The sequence below is a fragment of the Stenotrophomonas sp. NY11291 genome (assembly GCF_023277365.1).
Classification (GTDB): domain Bacteria; phylum Pseudomonadota; class Gammaproteobacteria; order Xanthomonadales; family Xanthomonadaceae; genus Stenotrophomonas; species Stenotrophomonas geniculata.
Genome location: NZ_CP096975.1, coordinates 1805382 through 1819193 on the forward strand (window position 1 = coordinate 1805382; position 13812 = coordinate 1819193).

At 66.2% G+C, this 13812-nt stretch carries 14 protein-coding genes; 11 read left to right on the forward strand and 3 right to left on the reverse strand.

Translation table 11 applies throughout. The features are described from left to right. Window positions 1–127: 127 nt before the first annotated feature. Window positions 128–427, forward strand: a complete 300-nt coding sequence (locus M1L61_RS08510; protein ID WP_043402581.1) for a hypothetical protein — start codon at window positions 128–130, stop codon at window positions 425–427. A gap of 168 nt (window positions 428–595) precedes the next feature. Here M1L61_RS08510 and htpG read toward each other — a convergent pair whose 3' ends face one another. After that, the gene (htpG, locus tag M1L61_RS08515) at window positions 596–2485 is read right to left on the reverse strand and encodes a molecular chaperone HtpG (protein WP_248854570.1); all 1890 of its coding nucleotides are present in this window, start codon (window positions 2483–2485) and stop codon (window positions 596–598) included. Between the two features lie 647 nt (window positions 2486–3132). On the opposite strand from htpG, the gene rsmD reads away from it, so the two are divergent. The 6 genes from rsmD (at window position 3133) to M1L61_RS08545 (ending at window position 7948) form a co-directional block, all read left to right on the forward strand. After that, window positions 3133–3711 (forward strand): 16S rRNA (guanine(966)-N(2))-methyltransferase RsmD, encoded by a 579-nt coding sequence (gene rsmD, locus M1L61_RS08520; RefSeq protein ID WP_019338335.1) that lies wholly within the window; start codon window positions 3133–3135, stop codon window positions 3709–3711. Between the two features lie 26 nt (window positions 3712–3737). Then, window positions 3738–4247, forward strand: coding sequence for a pantetheine-phosphate adenylyltransferase (gene coaD / locus M1L61_RS08525; RefSeq protein ID WP_010484372.1), 510 nt, complete (start codon window positions 3738–3740; stop codon window positions 4245–4247). A 60-nt stretch (window positions 4248–4307) separates the two neighbouring features. Beyond that, entirely contained in the window at window positions 4308–4799 is a 492-nt protein-coding gene (locus M1L61_RS08530) for a hypothetical protein (RefSeq protein ID WP_004153167.1), read from the forward strand. A gap of 132 nt (window positions 4800–4931) precedes the next feature. Further along, window positions 4932–5213: a YfhL family 4Fe-4S dicluster ferredoxin gene (locus M1L61_RS08535; protein ID WP_004153175.1), complete on the forward strand. Its 282-nt coding sequence runs from the start codon at window positions 4932–4934 to the stop codon at window positions 5211–5213. Further along, window positions 5210–6940: a gamma-glutamyltransferase gene (ggt, locus tag M1L61_RS08540; protein WP_248854571.1), complete on the forward strand. Its 1731-nt coding sequence runs from the start codon at window positions 5210–5212 to the stop codon at window positions 6938–6940. Before M1L61_RS08535 ends, ggt begins: the two co-directional genes overlap by 4 nt. 120 nt (window positions 6941–7060) lie before the next feature. Then, a complete protein-coding gene (locus M1L61_RS08545) occupies window positions 7061–7948 on the forward strand; it encodes an MBL fold metallo-hydrolase (protein ID WP_019338337.1) in 888 nt (295 codons plus the stop codon). Between the two features lie 84 nt (window positions 7949–8032). Here M1L61_RS08545 and M1L61_RS08550 read toward each other — a convergent pair whose 3' ends face one another. After that, window positions 8033–8326: a PsiF family protein gene (locus M1L61_RS08550; protein ID WP_019338338.1), complete on the reverse strand. Its 294-nt coding sequence runs from the start codon at window positions 8324–8326 to the stop codon at window positions 8033–8035. Between the two features lie 57 nt (window positions 8327–8383). Between M1L61_RS08550 and M1L61_RS08555 the strand changes: the two genes are divergently transcribed. After that, on the forward strand, window positions 8384–8818 hold the full coding sequence (locus tag M1L61_RS08555; RefSeq protein ID WP_224329208.1) for a metalloregulator ArsR/SmtB family transcription factor: 435 nt from the start codon (window positions 8384–8386) through the stop codon (window positions 8816–8818). Next, entirely contained in the window at window positions 8790–9269 is a 480-nt protein-coding gene (locus tag M1L61_RS08560; protein ID WP_248854572.1) for an SRPBCC family protein, read from the forward strand. Before M1L61_RS08555 ends, M1L61_RS08560 begins: the two co-directional genes overlap by 29 nt. Before the next feature lie 59 nt (window positions 9270–9328). Here the strand turns inward: M1L61_RS08560 and upp are convergent, their stop codons facing one another. Beyond that, entirely contained in the window at window positions 9329–9961 is a 633-nt protein-coding gene (upp, locus tag M1L61_RS08565; protein ID WP_004153184.1) for a uracil phosphoribosyltransferase, read from the reverse strand. 167 nt (window positions 9962–10128) lie between these two features. On the opposite strand from upp, the gene M1L61_RS08570 reads away from it, so the two are divergent. Beyond that, complete coding sequence (locus tag M1L61_RS08570) at window positions 10129–12690, forward strand: TonB-dependent receptor (RefSeq protein WP_248854573.1); 2562 nt, start codon at window positions 10129–10131, stop codon at window positions 12688–12690. After that, on the forward strand, window positions 12690–13805 hold the full coding sequence (locus M1L61_RS08575) for a phytase (RefSeq protein WP_043399245.1): 1116 nt from the start codon (window positions 12690–12692) through the stop codon (window positions 13803–13805). Before M1L61_RS08570 ends, M1L61_RS08575 begins: the two co-directional genes overlap by 1 nt. Window positions 13806–13812 lie beyond the last annotated feature (7 nt).

Sequence of the window (13812 nt, forward strand, 5' to 3'; positions counted from 1 at the left end):
GCAAAAGGCGCTGAAATCAGAGGGATATGCTACCACTCGGGCCTGTCGGGCCGATGTAGGCTCAAGGTTGCGGCCTGCCGGCCGTTAACCGGTCCGGAGGGCTGCGCAGTGCGGCCCGGAGACCGCCATGAACAACGTGATGGGAATCGCCCTCGGCGGGATGCGTGCGGCCCAGCAGGGCGTGCAGGTGGCCGCGCACAACGTGGCCAACCTGGCGACCCCCGATGCCCGGCGTCTCCAGTTGCAGCGCAGTGCCGCCGAGCAGGGTGGGGTGCAGGCCTCGGTGATTCCCACCGGCACCGATGCCGCCGCGCCGCTGGGTGATCTTCTGGCAGCGAAAGCCGAGGTGGTGGCCTTCGCCGCCAATGCCACGGTGATCCGCCGCCAGGACCAGATGCTGGGCTCGCTGCTGGATCGCGAAGCCTGAACCCCCTCGGCAGGCGCGAACCGCCACCCCTGGTGGCTGCCACCCCTGGTTGGCATGCTTGACCCGCCCTGGTAGGTGCCAACCTTGGTTGGCACGCTATTGGGGCGCCAACCAAGGTGGGCCTCTACCAAGGCACCGCCGGGCCATGCCCGGCGACCACCGCCTCGATCAGGCCGACAGCTCCAGCAGCAGTTTGTTCAGGCGCGCCACGTAGGCGCCCGGGTCCTTCAGGCTGTCACCGGCGGCCAGCGCGGCCTGGTCGAACAGCACCCGGCCCAAGTCGTCGAAACGTGCGCCATCGCCTTCGGCATCCAGCTTGGCGATCAGCGGGTGGCCCGGGTTGATCTCCAGCACCGGCTTGCTGTCGGGCACCTTCTGCCCGCTGGCCTCCAGGATCTGCCGCATCTGCAGGCCCAGGTCCTGTTCGCCGATGGCCAGGACCGCCGGCGAATCGGTCAGGCGGTGCGACACGCGCACCTCGGCCACGTCATCGCCCAGCACCGTCTTCAGGCGCTCCACCAGGCCCTGCTTGTCCTTCGCGGCCGCTTCCTGTTCCTGCTTGTCGGCCTCGCTTTCCAGCGCGCCCAGGTCGAGGTCGCCACGGGCGATGTCAACGAAGCCCTTGCCGTCGAAATCGGTCAGGTAGCCCATCAGCCACTCGTCGATGCGGTCGGTCAGCAGCAGCACTTCCACGCCCTTCTTGCGGAACACTTCCAGGTGCGGGCTGTTGCGCACCTGGCTGTAGCTCTCGCCGGTCAGGTAATAGATCTTGTCCTGGCCTTCGGTCATGCGGCCGATGTAGTCGGCCAGCGACACGGTCTGCGCATCGGCCTCGCCACGGGTGGAGGCGAAGCGCAGCAGGCCGGCCACCTTCTCGCGGTTGTTGTAGTCCTCGGCCGGGCCTTCCTTCAGCACCTGGCCGAATTCCTTCCAGAACGTGGCGTACTGCTCCGGCTTGTCGTTGGCCAGCTTCTCCAGCATGTCCAGCGAGCGCTTGGTCAGCGCCGCCTTCATCGAATCGATGACCGGGCCGGACTGCAGGATCTCGCGCGAGACGTTCAGCGACAGGTCGTTGGAATCGACCACGCCCTTGATGAAGCGCAGGTACAGCGGCAGGAACTGCTCGGCCTGGTCCATCACGAACACGCGCTGCACGTACAGCTTCAGGCCCTTGGGCGCGTCACGGTGGTACAGGTCGAACGGCGCGCGGCCGGGCACGTACAGCAGCGAGGTGTACTCCAGCTTGCCTTCAACCTTGTTGTGGCTCCACGCCAGCGGGTCGCTGTGGTCATGTGCCACGTGCTTGTAGAACTCGGTGTACTCGGCGTCGCTGATCTCGGTGCGCGGGCGGGTCCACAGCGCGCTGGCACGGTTGACGGTTTCCCATTCCAGCGCGGCGCCTTCTTCGCCTTCCTTTGGCATCTGGATCGGCAGGCCGATATGGTCCGAGTACTTCTTGAGGATGCTGCGCAGGCGCCAGCCATCGGCGAAGTCATGCTCGCCTTCCTTCAGGTGCAGCACGATGCGGGTGCCGCGCTCGGCCTTGTCGACGGTGGCCACTTCGAAATCGCCTTCGCCACGCGAGGTCCAGCGCACGCCTTCGCCTGCAGCCAGGCCGGCGCGGCGCGAGGTCACTTCGACTTCGTCGGCAACGATGAAGGCGCTGTAGAAGCCGACGCCGAACTGGCCGATCAGCTGCGAATCCTTCTTCTGGTCGCCGGACAGCTGGCGCAGGAAGTCGCCGGTGCCCGACTTGGCAATGGTGCCCAGGTGGGCGATGGCTTCGGCGCGGCTCATGCCGATGCCGTTGTCTTCGATGGTGATGGTGTGCGCGGCGGGGTCGAAGCTGACGCGCACGCGCAGTTCGCTGTCGCCTTCCAGCAGGGCCGGCTGGGTCAGGGCCTCGAAGCGCAGCTTGTCGGCGGCGTCGGCGGCGTTGGAGACCAGCTCGCGCAGGAAGATCTCCTTGTTGGAGTACAGCGAGTGGATCATCAGCTGCAGCAGCTGCTTGACTTCGGTCTGGAAGCCAAGGGTTTCGGTCTGGGTGGTCTCGGTCATCGATTAAGGCTCCATGTGCAATGCCGCGCCAGCGCGTGCGGCCTCGCCAAGGGGTATGGCTGATTGTCCCGAAATCAAGGGGTTGTTCGGCAGGGCTTGCAGCCCTGCACCTGCAGAGGCCGAAGCAACAGCAACAGCAACAGCGGGCTATCCGTGGGATGGCGGGGTGGTGTGGGTTGGCAGGACACGCCGTGAACCCGTCCCTGGGGGCTCGATGGCGCCATCCATGGCGCCAACGGTCCTGCCAACCCACACCGCCCCACCTCTGACAGGTTCACGCGGCTGTTGGTAGGTGTCGACCTTGGTCGACACCTCTGTCAGATATCGAAATAAAACTGGGGTCAGATCCGTTTTCCGCAGGAAAACGGATCTGACCCCAAGAGCCGTTCCGACAGATCGCAGGAAACTGTCGAAGGCGGGGTGGGTCCGGTTGAGGGGGCGTGAGCCGCATGGATGCGGCGACCGAGCTTACATGGACGTACTTGCAGCGTCCCCCTCGACCGGACCCACCCCGCCAACCCACGGATAGCCGGCTTTTGCCGTTGCTTCGGCCGTTGCCGTGGCTTCGACGGGTGCCGGGCAAAGCCCGGCCGAACTACAATCCCGCTCATGCTGAAATTCTCGAATACCTCCCGCCGGGGGCGCCGGTGAGCGGCCGTGGGGGCAATGACGGTCAGGTCCGCATCATCGGCGGGCGCTGGCGCAATACCCGCCTGCCGGTGCCGACCCTGCCAGGGCTTCGGCCCAGCAGCGACCGCGTGCGCGAGACCCTTTTCAACTGGTTGATGCCCAGACTGGGCGGCGCGCGGGTGCTGGACCTGTTCGCCGGCAGTGGCGCGTTGGGCCTGGAGGCGGTCTCGCGCGGCGCCGCCCACGCCACTCTGGTCGAGCGCGACGCGCAGCTGGGACGCAATCTGACCGCGGCCGTGGCCAAGCTGCAGGCCTCCGGCCAGGTCACCGTCGTGCAGGCCGATGCCCTGCGCTGGCTGCAGGGCGCACCGGCACAGCAGGCCGATCTGGTGTTCATCGACCCACCGTTCGCCGATGGCCTGTGGCAGGACGTGCTGGCCCAGCTGCCGCGGCATCTGGCTGCCGATGCCTGGCTGTACCTGGAATCGCCGGCCGGCCACGTGCCGGTGCTGCCGTCGGACTGGCTGCTGCACCGCGAGGGCGGCACCCGCGAGGTGCGCTTTGCCCTGTACCGCCGCGCCACTGCTACACTTTGACCTCATCTGAACATCTGCAACCGCCCATGACCGTGGCCAACCGCCGCATTGCCGTTTATCCCGGCACGTTCGACCCCATCACCAACGGTCATATCGACCTGGTGAGCCGGGCCGCGCCGCTGTTCGAAAAGGTCGTGGTCGGCGTGGCGCAGAGCCCGTCCAAGGGCCCGGCGCTGCCGCTGGAGCAGCGCGTGCAGCTGGCGCGTGGCGCACTCGGCCACCACAGCAACGTCGAGGTGATCGGTTTCGATACCCTGCTGGCCCATTTCGTACGTTCGGTCCAGGGTGGGGTACTGCTGCGCGGCCTGCGCGCGGTGTCCGACTTCGAGTACGAGTTCCAGATGGCCAGCATGAACCGTCACCTGATCCCCGAGGTCGAGACCCTGTTCCTGACCCCGGCCGAGCAGCACAGCTTCATTTCGTCCTCGCTGGTCCGCGAGATCGCGCGCCTGGGCGGCGACGTGTCCGGCTTCGTGCCGGCCGCGGTGCTCGAAGCCCTGCGCAAGGTCCGCGAAGCGAAGGCGGCACAGTCGTAAGCCCTGCTGTACCCGCACCCCATTACGTACAACACCACGCACCATTCCGGGAGGAAACCCATGAACACCACCATGCGCGCGATGCTGATCGCTTCGTTGGCCCTGGCCTTCACCGCCTGCAAGAAGGAAGAGGCCGCTCCGGTCGACGAGGCCAAGCAGGCCCTGGTCGCTCCGTCCAAGGACGACGATGCAGGCTGGAAGAAGTACCTGCAGGAAGTGGCGATCCAGAACATGGGCAACATCACCAACAGCCCGTTCCTGTACTACCTCTCGCCGGAATCGGACCCGGACTTCCAGGCCAAGTACGAGCGCCAGACCGAGAGCGCGACCCAGGCCGTGGCCCGTGGCGTGCAGCCGGGCAACATGCTGGCCTTCGGTTCCTCGGCCTCGGGCAAGATGGCTGACATGATCCAGGCCGTCTTCAAGGACGTGTCGCCGGATTCGATGAAGGGCGTGCGCGTCGTCTTCATCGGCCAGTCGGCCGACAACGCCCGCGTGCAGGCTGCCATCCAGCCGACCGGTGCCGAGTACATTTTCGTCGAAGCCAAGTAATACCGAGCCATGGCGGCCATGCTCCGGCATGGCCCGGGCGGCGTCCTGCAAGGGTGCCGCTGATGACCTGACCGGCCCGCGCGCCCGCGCTGGCCGGTCCTTTGTCCCAGGGCGCGGGCGAGGAGTATCGCCGTGTCGCTGAAAATCAACGAGCTCTGCGTCAACTGCGACGTATGCGAGCCGGCCTGCCCGAACCAGGCCATTGCGATGGGTGAAACCATCTACGTGATCGACCCTGCGCGCTGCACCGAATGCGTGGGTCATTTCGACGAGCCACAGTGTGTGGTCGTCTGCCCGGTCGAGTGCATCGACCCGGACCCGGAGATCGTGGAAACGGAAGACCAGCTGCTGGCCAAGCTGCGCCAGCTGCAGCACGATCACCCCGAACTCTACGCGGAGCCCCCATCCGAATGAAGACGCTGATCGTCCGCCCCCTGTTGCTGCTCGGCCTGCTGCTGAGCCCGATGGCCTGGGCCGACAGCCCGGCCCGTGCCGAGCGCCCCGACGGCGCAGCCATTGCCAGCGGCCACGCGCTGGCCACCCAGGCCGGCATCGACATCCTGGCGCAGGGCGGCAACGCCTTCGACGCCGCGGTGGCGGTATCGTCCACGTTGGCGGTGGTCGAGCCGATCAGTTCCGGGCTGGGCGGCGGCGGCTTCTTCCTGCTGCATGACGCGGCCACCGGCAAGGACGTGATGCTGGATGCGCGCGAGACCGCGCCGGCAGCGGCGACCCCGCAGGCCTTCCTCGACAAGCAGGGCAACCTGGACCGCGACCGCTCGGTCAACGGTGCCTGGTCGGCCGGTATTCCCGGCCTGCCTGCAGCGTTGGTCGAGCTGTCGGCCAAGCACGGCAAGCTGCCGTTGTCGGCTTCGCTGCAGCCGGCGATCCGCGTCGCGCGTGAAGGCTTCCCGGTGTACGACCGCATGGCCAAGGGCTATGCGTCGCGCCGAGAAGTGATGGAACGTTATCCCGGCACCCGTGAGGTCTACCTGCGCAACGGCAAGCCGATCGCCACCGGTGACCTGTTCAAGCAGCCGGAGCTGGCACAGACGCTGGAGCGCCTGGCCGCGGGTGGCTTCGATGGGTTCTACAAGGGCCAGACCGGAAAGCTGTTGCTGGCCGGCGTGAAGCAGGCTGGCGGCAAGTGGAGCGCCGAAGAGCTGGCCGGCTACCGCGTGAAGCAGCGCGAGCCGATCGTGTTCAACTACAACGGCTGGAAGATCACCACCGCGCCGCCGCCGTCGTCCGGTGGCATCGCACTGGCCAGCATGCTGCAGATCCTGGAAGGCTGGGACATCAGGAAGATGGACCCGGCGCACCGTACCCACCTGGTGGTGGAGTCGATGCGCCGCGCGTACCGCGACCGCACCTTCTTCCTCGGCGATCCGGACTTCGTGCAGATCCCGCAGAAGGTGCTGACCAGCAAGGACTACGCACAGGGCCTGCGCGCTACCATCCATCCGGAGAAGGCCACGCCCAGCGACCTGCTGTCGGGCAATCCGACCCCGCTGGAAGACGACGAGACCACGCATTTCTCGATCATCGACCGCGACGGCAACCGCGTCGGCGCCACCCAGACCGTCAACCTGCTGTACGGCTCGGGGTTGATTCCCAAGGGCACCGGCGTGCTGCTGAACAACGAGATGGACGACTTCGCGCTGAAGCCGGGCACGCCCAATGCGTTCGGCGTGATGGGCTACGAGGCCAATGCGCCGAAGCCGGGCAAGCGCATGCTCAGCTCGATGACCCCGACCTTCATGGAGAACGCCGACAAGGTGGTGGTGCTGGGCACCCCGGGTGGCAGCCGCATCATCACCATGGTGCTGCTGGGCATCCTCGGCTACGACGACGGCCTGGATGCGCAGCAGGTTGCCGCGCTGCCGCGCTACCACCACCAGTGGCTGCCGGACCTGATCGAAGCCGAGGACGATGCGTTCGACGCGGCGACGGTGAAGCAGCTGCAGGCGATGGGTCACAAGATCGACCTGCCGGGCAATGTGGCCGCAGGCGGCCGCGGGTCCAGCCATGTGTGGGGCAACCTGCAGACCGTGGAATGGGACCGCAAGGCGAACAAGCTGTTCGGCGGCAGCGACCCGCGCAATCCGGTGGGCAGTGCCCAGGTCGTCCCGGCGCGCTGATCCGGTCGTGCCGGCTGCTGGCCGGCAATCCGGCTGATTATCGAAACCCCGCCTTTGCCGGCGGGGTTTTCTGTTTCCCTTCTAGCGATTATTTAACGAGCCGGCGCCGATAATCGACACATGAAACTCTGGTCAATTCGTGGAAACTCGCAGCGCCTCGATGGCGGCGCGATGTTCGGCAACGCGCCGCGCGCGTTGTGGGAAAAATGGGCGGCACCGGACGAGCTCAATCGCATCGAGCTGGCCTGCCGTGCGCTGCTTGCCAGCCCGCTGGAAGGCAAAACCGTGCTGTTTGAAACCGGTATCGGCGCGTTCTTCGACCCGCGCATGCGCGAGCGCTACGGCGTGCAGGAAAGCCAGCATGTGCTGATCGATTCGCTCCGCGAAGCCGGCTTCGAGCACGAGGATATCGACGTGGTGGTGCTCAGCCACCTGCACTTCGATCATGCCGGCGGCCTGCTGGCGGCGTGGAGCGAAGGGCGTGAGCCCGAGCTGCTGTTCCCCAACGCAACCTATGTGGTCGGCGCGCAGCATTGGCAGCGCGCCGTGCAGCCACACCCACGCGACCGCGCCAGCTTCATTCCGGAACTGCCGGGCCTGCTGCAGGCCAGTGGCCGGCTGGAAGTGGTGGACGGGGAGTACTCGAAGGCGCTCGGTCGCAGCGTACGCTTCAGCTACAGCGACGGGCACACGCCGGGGCTGATGCTGGCCGAGATCGTCGGTCACGCGCATGCCGGCGAAAGTGCGCACGGTGGCGTGGTGTTCTGTGCCGACCTGATCCCGGGGCGCTCATGGGTACACGTGCCGATCACCATGGGCTACGACCGCAATGCCGAGCTGCTGATCGACGAAAAGCGGCAGTTCCTTGAAGACAAGCTGGCGCGCAACGTGCGGCTGTTCTTCACCCACGACCCGCAGGTGGCGTTGGCGCAGCTGGGCAGGGATGACAAGGGGCGTTTCGTGACCCTGCACGAACAGGGCGAGCTGAAGGCACGCGCCCTGGGGTAATGGAAAGGCCGGGCAACGCCCGGCCTTCACTGATGGCGGCAGGTCCACGCCATGCGTGGATGGCGTTTCATCCGGATGCGACCGTTACGATGCCTTCAGGCAACTGCTCATGAAGGTCTTGCGCGCATCACCGGTCAATTTTTTCGTGCCGGCATCGGCGTTGCATTTGCGCATGCGTTCCTGCGGCGTTGTCGCGGCCTTGGTCTCGGCGGCATGGCCGCTGAGGCAGGAGCTCTGTGCAGTCTTGTAGGCATCCCCCTTCAAGCCCTTGTTCTTGGCTGAGCATTCGGCCATGCGCTGCTGCTGCGGCGTGGTGGCATTGGCAGCCAGGGGCAGGCCGACCAGCAGGACGGCGGCCAGCAGGAAAGAGGCTTTCATCGGGAGCTCCAAGGGGGGCGGGTGCGCGGAGCATTCGCTTCCAGACTGCAAGGCCACGTGAAGAACCACGCCATTGCCGCGCCTGCTTGCGGCAACGTTCAGATCGGCGTATTACTTAGCCATATGGGTAAGTATGATCCCGCCATTCAAGACGTCTTCCAGGCATTGGCCGACCCGACCCGGTGCGCGATCGTGGCTGTGCTGGGGCAGGGGCCGCGCACGGTGTCGATGCTGGCCGGGCCCTTCGAGATGGCTTTGCCTTCTCTGATGAAACATCTGGCCGTGCTGGAGCGCAGCGGCGTGGTGCGCAGCCACAAGCGGGGGCGCGTACGCACCTGCGAACTGGTGCCGGCGCGGTTGGGCGAGGCCGAGCAGTGGCTTGCCGAACAACGTGCCGTATGGGAAGCGCGCGCCGACCGCATGGTCGATTTCGTTGAAACCCTTCACCGACAGGAGCAGGCCCATGGCCGTAGACGCAGGCAACAACCCTGACACCGACCTGGTCATCAGCCGTGTGTTGAATGCACCGCGTGCCGCCCTGTGGCGGGCCTGGACCGATCCGGAACTGCTGCGCCAGTGGTGGTGCCCGAAGCCGTGGACCACCGAGGTACGCGCATTCGACCTGCGCCCCGGCGGGGCCTTCCACACCTTCATGCAGGGCCCCGATGGTGGCAGCAGCGACAATCCGGGCAGTTTCCTGGAGATCGTGCCGCAGCAGCGCCTGGTGTTCACCTCGATGCTGGGCGCAGGCTGGCGACCGCAGTCACCCTGGCTGGGCTTCACCGCCGTCATCATGATGGAGGATGACGGGCAGGGCTGCCGCTATACCGCGCGGGTGATGCACCCGGACAAGGCCCTGCGTGACCAGCATGAGCAGCTGGGCTTCTTCGACGGCTGGAACACGGTCATCGGCCAGCTGGAAGCCTTCGCGGCCGGCCTGTAGGCCGCGCTTGGGGTCAGATCCCTTCCGCTGTGAAAGGGCGCTGACCCCGGTTCGCCGGATCAGCCGACGCGGGTCCCGAAGATACGGTCACCGGCATCGCCCAGGCCTGGCAGGATGTAGCCCTTGTCGTTGAGCTGGGCGTCGATGGCCGCGGTGTAGATCTCCACGTCCGGGTGCACGGCCTTGACCGCCTCGATGCCTTCCGGCGCGGCCACCAGGAAAATGCCCTTGATGCGGCGGGCGCCGGCACGCTTGAGCATGTCGATGGTGGCGATCAGCGTGCCGCCGGTGGCCAGCATCGGGTCCAGGATCAACGCGTCGCGCTCTTCCAGGCGGCCGGTCAGGCGCTCGAAGTAGGGCACCGGCTGCAGGGTTTCCTCATCGCGCTGCAGGCCCACCACGCTGACGCGGGCGGCCGGGATCAGCGACAGCACGCCGCTGAGCATGCCCAGGCCGGCGCGCAGGATCGGCACCACGGTGATCTTGGCGCCCGCAATGCGCTGCACGGTGACCGGGCCGGCCCAGCCGGGCAGGGTGTGCGGCTCGGTTTCCAGGTCGGCGGTGGCCTCATAGGCCAGCAGCGTACCCAGCTCGTTGGCCAGTTCGCGGAAATCCTTGGTGCTGAGCGCAGCGTTGCGCATCAGGCCGATCTTGTGCTGCACCAGCGGGTGGCGCACTTCGACGATCTTCATGGTCGGGAAGGGGAAAAGGAGAGAGGGCGCCATTTTGCCGGATTGGGCGGCCAACCCCAAACCGGGGCCGGAGACGGCCAGCATGAAATGCGCAGGCGCATGTCACGGCCATGCAATCTTGCGGACATACCGTGCAGACCCATTCTTAACAGGAATGGGGATTCCCAGTGCATATCAAGACTCCGTTGGCCGTTGCCATCACCCTGACCCTGGCGATGGGGGCCGCAGCACCGCTGCAGGCCGCCGGGCAGCAGGCGGTCGCCGCCACCGGCGCGGTGGCCACCGATGCGGTCGACCTGGACCGCATCGAAGTGCGCGCCCAGCTCGAATCGCAGATCCGTGCGGTGGACCTCAAGCGCAGCAGCGACGCGATCGAGGACGCGGTGTCCTCCGATGCCCTGGGCCAGTACCCGGACAAGAACGTGGCCGAATCGCTGCAGCGCCTGCCGGGCATCAGCGTCACCCGCGACCAGGGCGAGGGCCGCTTCGTGGTCATTCGTGGCCTGGATGCCAATCTCAACAGTGTGAGCGTGGATGGCATCGCCATCGGCACGCCGGAGGATTCCAGTCGCGCTGCCCCGCTGGATGTGATCCCGTCCGACTCCACCGAACGCCTGCGCGTGGTCAAGTCGCCGACCCCGGACATGCCCGGTGATGCCATCGGCGGCGCCGTGCTGGTGGAATCGGCCTCGGCCTTCGACCGCGACGGTCGCAGCCTGCGTGGCAAGATCGAAGGCAGCCACCAGCAGTTGTCCGGCGAGACCAGCCCCAAGGCCGCCTTCAACTACAGCGAAGTGTTCAACGACACCTTCGGCGTGGCCCTGGGCGTGAACTACCAGAAGCGGAAGTTCGAGTCGGACAACACCGAAGTGGAGTATGACGGCGAGGATGACGCCGCACCTGGCGACGTCACCGCGATCAACCTGCAGCACCGCAAGTACGAGATCGAGCGCAAGCGCATCGGCGCCAACCTCAACCTCGACTGGCGCCCGAACGAAGACAGCAAGTACTACCTGCGCACGCTGTACAGCCAGTTCGACGATGCCGAAACCCGCCAGCGTGTGATCTTCAACTTCGACGACGCCAAGATGGTCAAGACCGGCACCGACCAGTACCGCCTGGATGGCATGCCGAAGGATTCCATCGACAAGCGCATGCGCTACCGAACCAAGAAGGAAAACACCTTCGCGGCCAGCCTGGGGGGCGAGAACAAGCTGACCAACGCCGTGGTCGACTACAGGGTTGGCTACACCCGTACCGAAGAGCGCGTGAATGACGAGATGGAGGCGCGCTTCAAGCTCAACGGCAAGGCCTTCAACGGCACCCTGGACCAGAGCAGCCGCTTGCCCAGCTACAGCTTCGACAATCCGCAGTGGCTGGACAACAGCAACTACGCGTTCGACCGCTTCGTGCTTTCGCCCAAGCAGGTGAACGACAAGGAGCACAGCGCGCAGGTCAACGTGCGCTTCGACGGCGACAGCAGCAGCATCAAATTCGGCCTGCTGGGCCGCTGGCGTGACCGCGACGTCAATGTGGATGAGCGCGAACTGCGTGTCGGCCCGAAGGTGGCGCTGTCGAGCTGGAGCACCTCCTCGCCCGAACACCGCCACGGCAACCTGGGTGATGGCATGGATTCGGCCGCGATGCGTGCCTTCTGGGCGGCCAATGGCGGCCAGTACAGTGCCCGTCCGCAGGACGTCGGTGGCAACGCGATGACCTCGCTGGAAGAGGACTACGTGGCCAGCGAAGACATCTTCGCCAGCTATGCGATGGGCACCTGGGATGTGGGCGCGCTGCGCATCATCGGCGGTGTTCGCGTGGAAAACACCCAGTTCAAGGCAGTCGGCAACCAGGTGGACGTGGCCGCCAACGGCCGCAGCTTCACCGTCACCCCGCGCGTGGCCAACAGCAGCTACACCAACGTGCTGCCGGGCCTGCACCTGCGCTATGACGCGGCCGACGACTGGGTGCTGCGCGCCTCGGCCAACAAGACCGTGTCGCGCCCCTCGTTCGGTGACATTTCACCGCGCGTGGGCTACAGCCGCGGTGACGAGGAAGTGCGCCTGGGCAATCCGGAACTGGACCCGTACGAGTCGAAGAACATCGACCTGTCGGTGGAGAAGTACATCGGCAGCAGCGGCATCGTCTCGCTGGGCCTGTTCCACAAGTCGATCGATGGCTACATCGTGGAGACCGTGCGCACCAATGATCCGGCCTACGGCGGCCTGGACGTGACCCAGCCGATCAACGGCCGCAAGGCCACCGTGCGCGGTGCCGAGTTCAACTGGCAGCAGCAGCTGGCCTTCCTGCCGGAGGGCCTGGATGGCCTGCTGGTCGGCGCCAGTGGCACGTGGCTGGATACCGAGTTCGATGCCGGCATCAAGGATCGCCCAGGCGAGGACTTCACCCTGCCGCGCGCCTCCAAGCACGTCTACAGTGCCCACATCGGCTATGAGAAGTACGGTCTGAGTACGCGGCTGGCGGCGGTGTACCGCAGCGAGTACCTGGACAGCATCGGCAAGGGCCGCGCCTTCGACATCTACGTCGCGCCGAACACCCAGCTCGACTTCTCGCTGGACTACAAGTTCACCCCGCGCGTGAGCATGTACCTCGAAGCGCAGAACCTGCTGGACAAGCCGCTTGAGCTGTACCAGGGCACGCGCTCGCGCACCCTGCAGATGGAAGAGTATGGCCGCACCTACGCTCTGGGCCTGAAGGTGGCACTGTGATGGGGCGTCGCATCACTGCCTTGGCCACCGCGCTGGCGATAGCGCTGGCTGCCGGCTGCACGCCGGCCACCGGCAATGACCCCGCCATGGCCGCGACGTCAGCGAAGGCCAGCGGCGAGCGAGCGGTGACCACCATCGCCGAGGCCTTCCTTTCGCCGATGACCCCGGCTGACAACATCGACTCGCCTGCGGCCTGGCGAGCTCCGGATGGCAGGCTGTGGCTGATCGCCACCGCAAAGGCCACCGACAAGCTGGTGGTCTACGACGGCAGCACCGGCCAGCACCTGCGTGACGTGGGCAGCAGCGGCACCGCACCGGGGCAGTTCGACCGCCCAAACGGCATCGCGGTGATCGACGATCTGCTGTGGATCGTGGAGCGCGACAATCATCGCGTGCAGGTATTGAGCCTGCCGGACTTCGCACCGCTGGCGACGTTCGCTGCGGAGGACCTGCGCAAGCCGTACGGGCTGTGGGTAGACCGCCGCGCCGATGGCTACAGCGTCTACGTCACCGACTCCTGGGACAACGGCGAGGATGCGCAGGGCCGTGACATCCTGCCGCCGCTGGCCGAGCTGGACAAGCGCGTGCGCCAGTATCACGTGACCCGCGATGGTGCGAAGGTCGAGGCGAAGCTCGTCGCCAGCATCGGTGACACCAGCGAAGCCGGTGCACTACGCGTAGTCGAATCGATCTGGGGCGACCCGGATAACGACCGCCTGCTGATTGCCGAAGAGGACGAGAGCTACGCCAGCGAGTTCAAGGTCTACACCCTGTCAGGTCGCTTCACCGGTACCACCTTCGGTCGCGACGTGTTCAAGGCCCAGGCCGAAGGCGTGACCCTGCGCACCTGTGGCAAGGACGGCTGGTGGATCACTACCGAACAGGGCAAGCAGCGCAGCGTGTTCCACCTGTTCGACCGGCATACGCTGAAGCCGGTCGGTGCGTTCCAGGGCAATACCGTGGCCAACACCGATGGTATCTGGATGATGCAGCAACCCAGCGCGCGCTTCCCGCACGGTGCGCTGTATGCCGTGCACGACGACCAGGGCGTGGTTGCGTTCGACTGGGAGAGCATCGCCAAGCAGTTGGCGCTGCCGCTGGAGTGTGGCGCATGAGCGGGCA

What these genes read in the sequence shown, in the direction of transcription:
- M1L61_RS08550 (WP_019338338.1), bottom strand. Translation starts at nt 8,326, where the DNA reads ATGAAAGCCTCTTTCCTGCTGGCCGCCGTCCTGCTGGTCGGCCTGCCC.
- coaD (WP_010484372.1), top strand. Translation starts at nt 3,738, where the DNA reads ATGACCGTGGCCAACCGCCGCATTGCCGTTTATCCCGGCACGTTCGAC.
- M1L61_RS08560 (WP_248854572.1), top strand. Translation starts at nt 8,790, where the DNA reads ATGGCCGTAGACGCAGGCAACAACCCTGACACCGACCTGGTCATCAGC.
- M1L61_RS08530 (WP_004153167.1), top strand. Translation starts at nt 4,308, where the DNA reads ATGAACACCACCATGCGCGCGATGCTGATCGCTTCGTTGGCCCTGGCC.
- M1L61_RS08575 (WP_043399245.1), top strand. Translation starts at nt 12,690, where the DNA reads ATGGGGCGTCGCATCACTGCCTTGGCCACCGCGCTGGCGATAGCGCTG.
- M1L61_RS08545 (WP_019338337.1), top strand. Translation starts at nt 7,061, where the DNA reads ATGAAACTCTGGTCAATTCGTGGAAACTCGCAGCGCCTCGATGGCGGC.
- ggt (WP_248854571.1), top strand. Translation starts at nt 5,210, where the DNA reads ATGAAGACGCTGATCGTCCGCCCCCTGTTGCTGCTCGGCCTGCTGCTG.
- htpG (WP_248854570.1), bottom strand. Translation starts at nt 2,485, where the DNA reads ATGACCGAGACCACCCAGACCGAAACCCTTGGCTTCCAGACCGAAGTC.
- upp (WP_004153184.1), bottom strand. Translation starts at nt 9,961, where the DNA reads ATGAAGATCGTCGAAGTGCGCCACCCGCTGGTGCAGCACAAGATCGGC.
- M1L61_RS08510 (WP_043402581.1), top strand. Translation starts at nt 128, where the DNA reads ATGAACAACGTGATGGGAATCGCCCTCGGCGGGATGCGTGCGGCCCAG.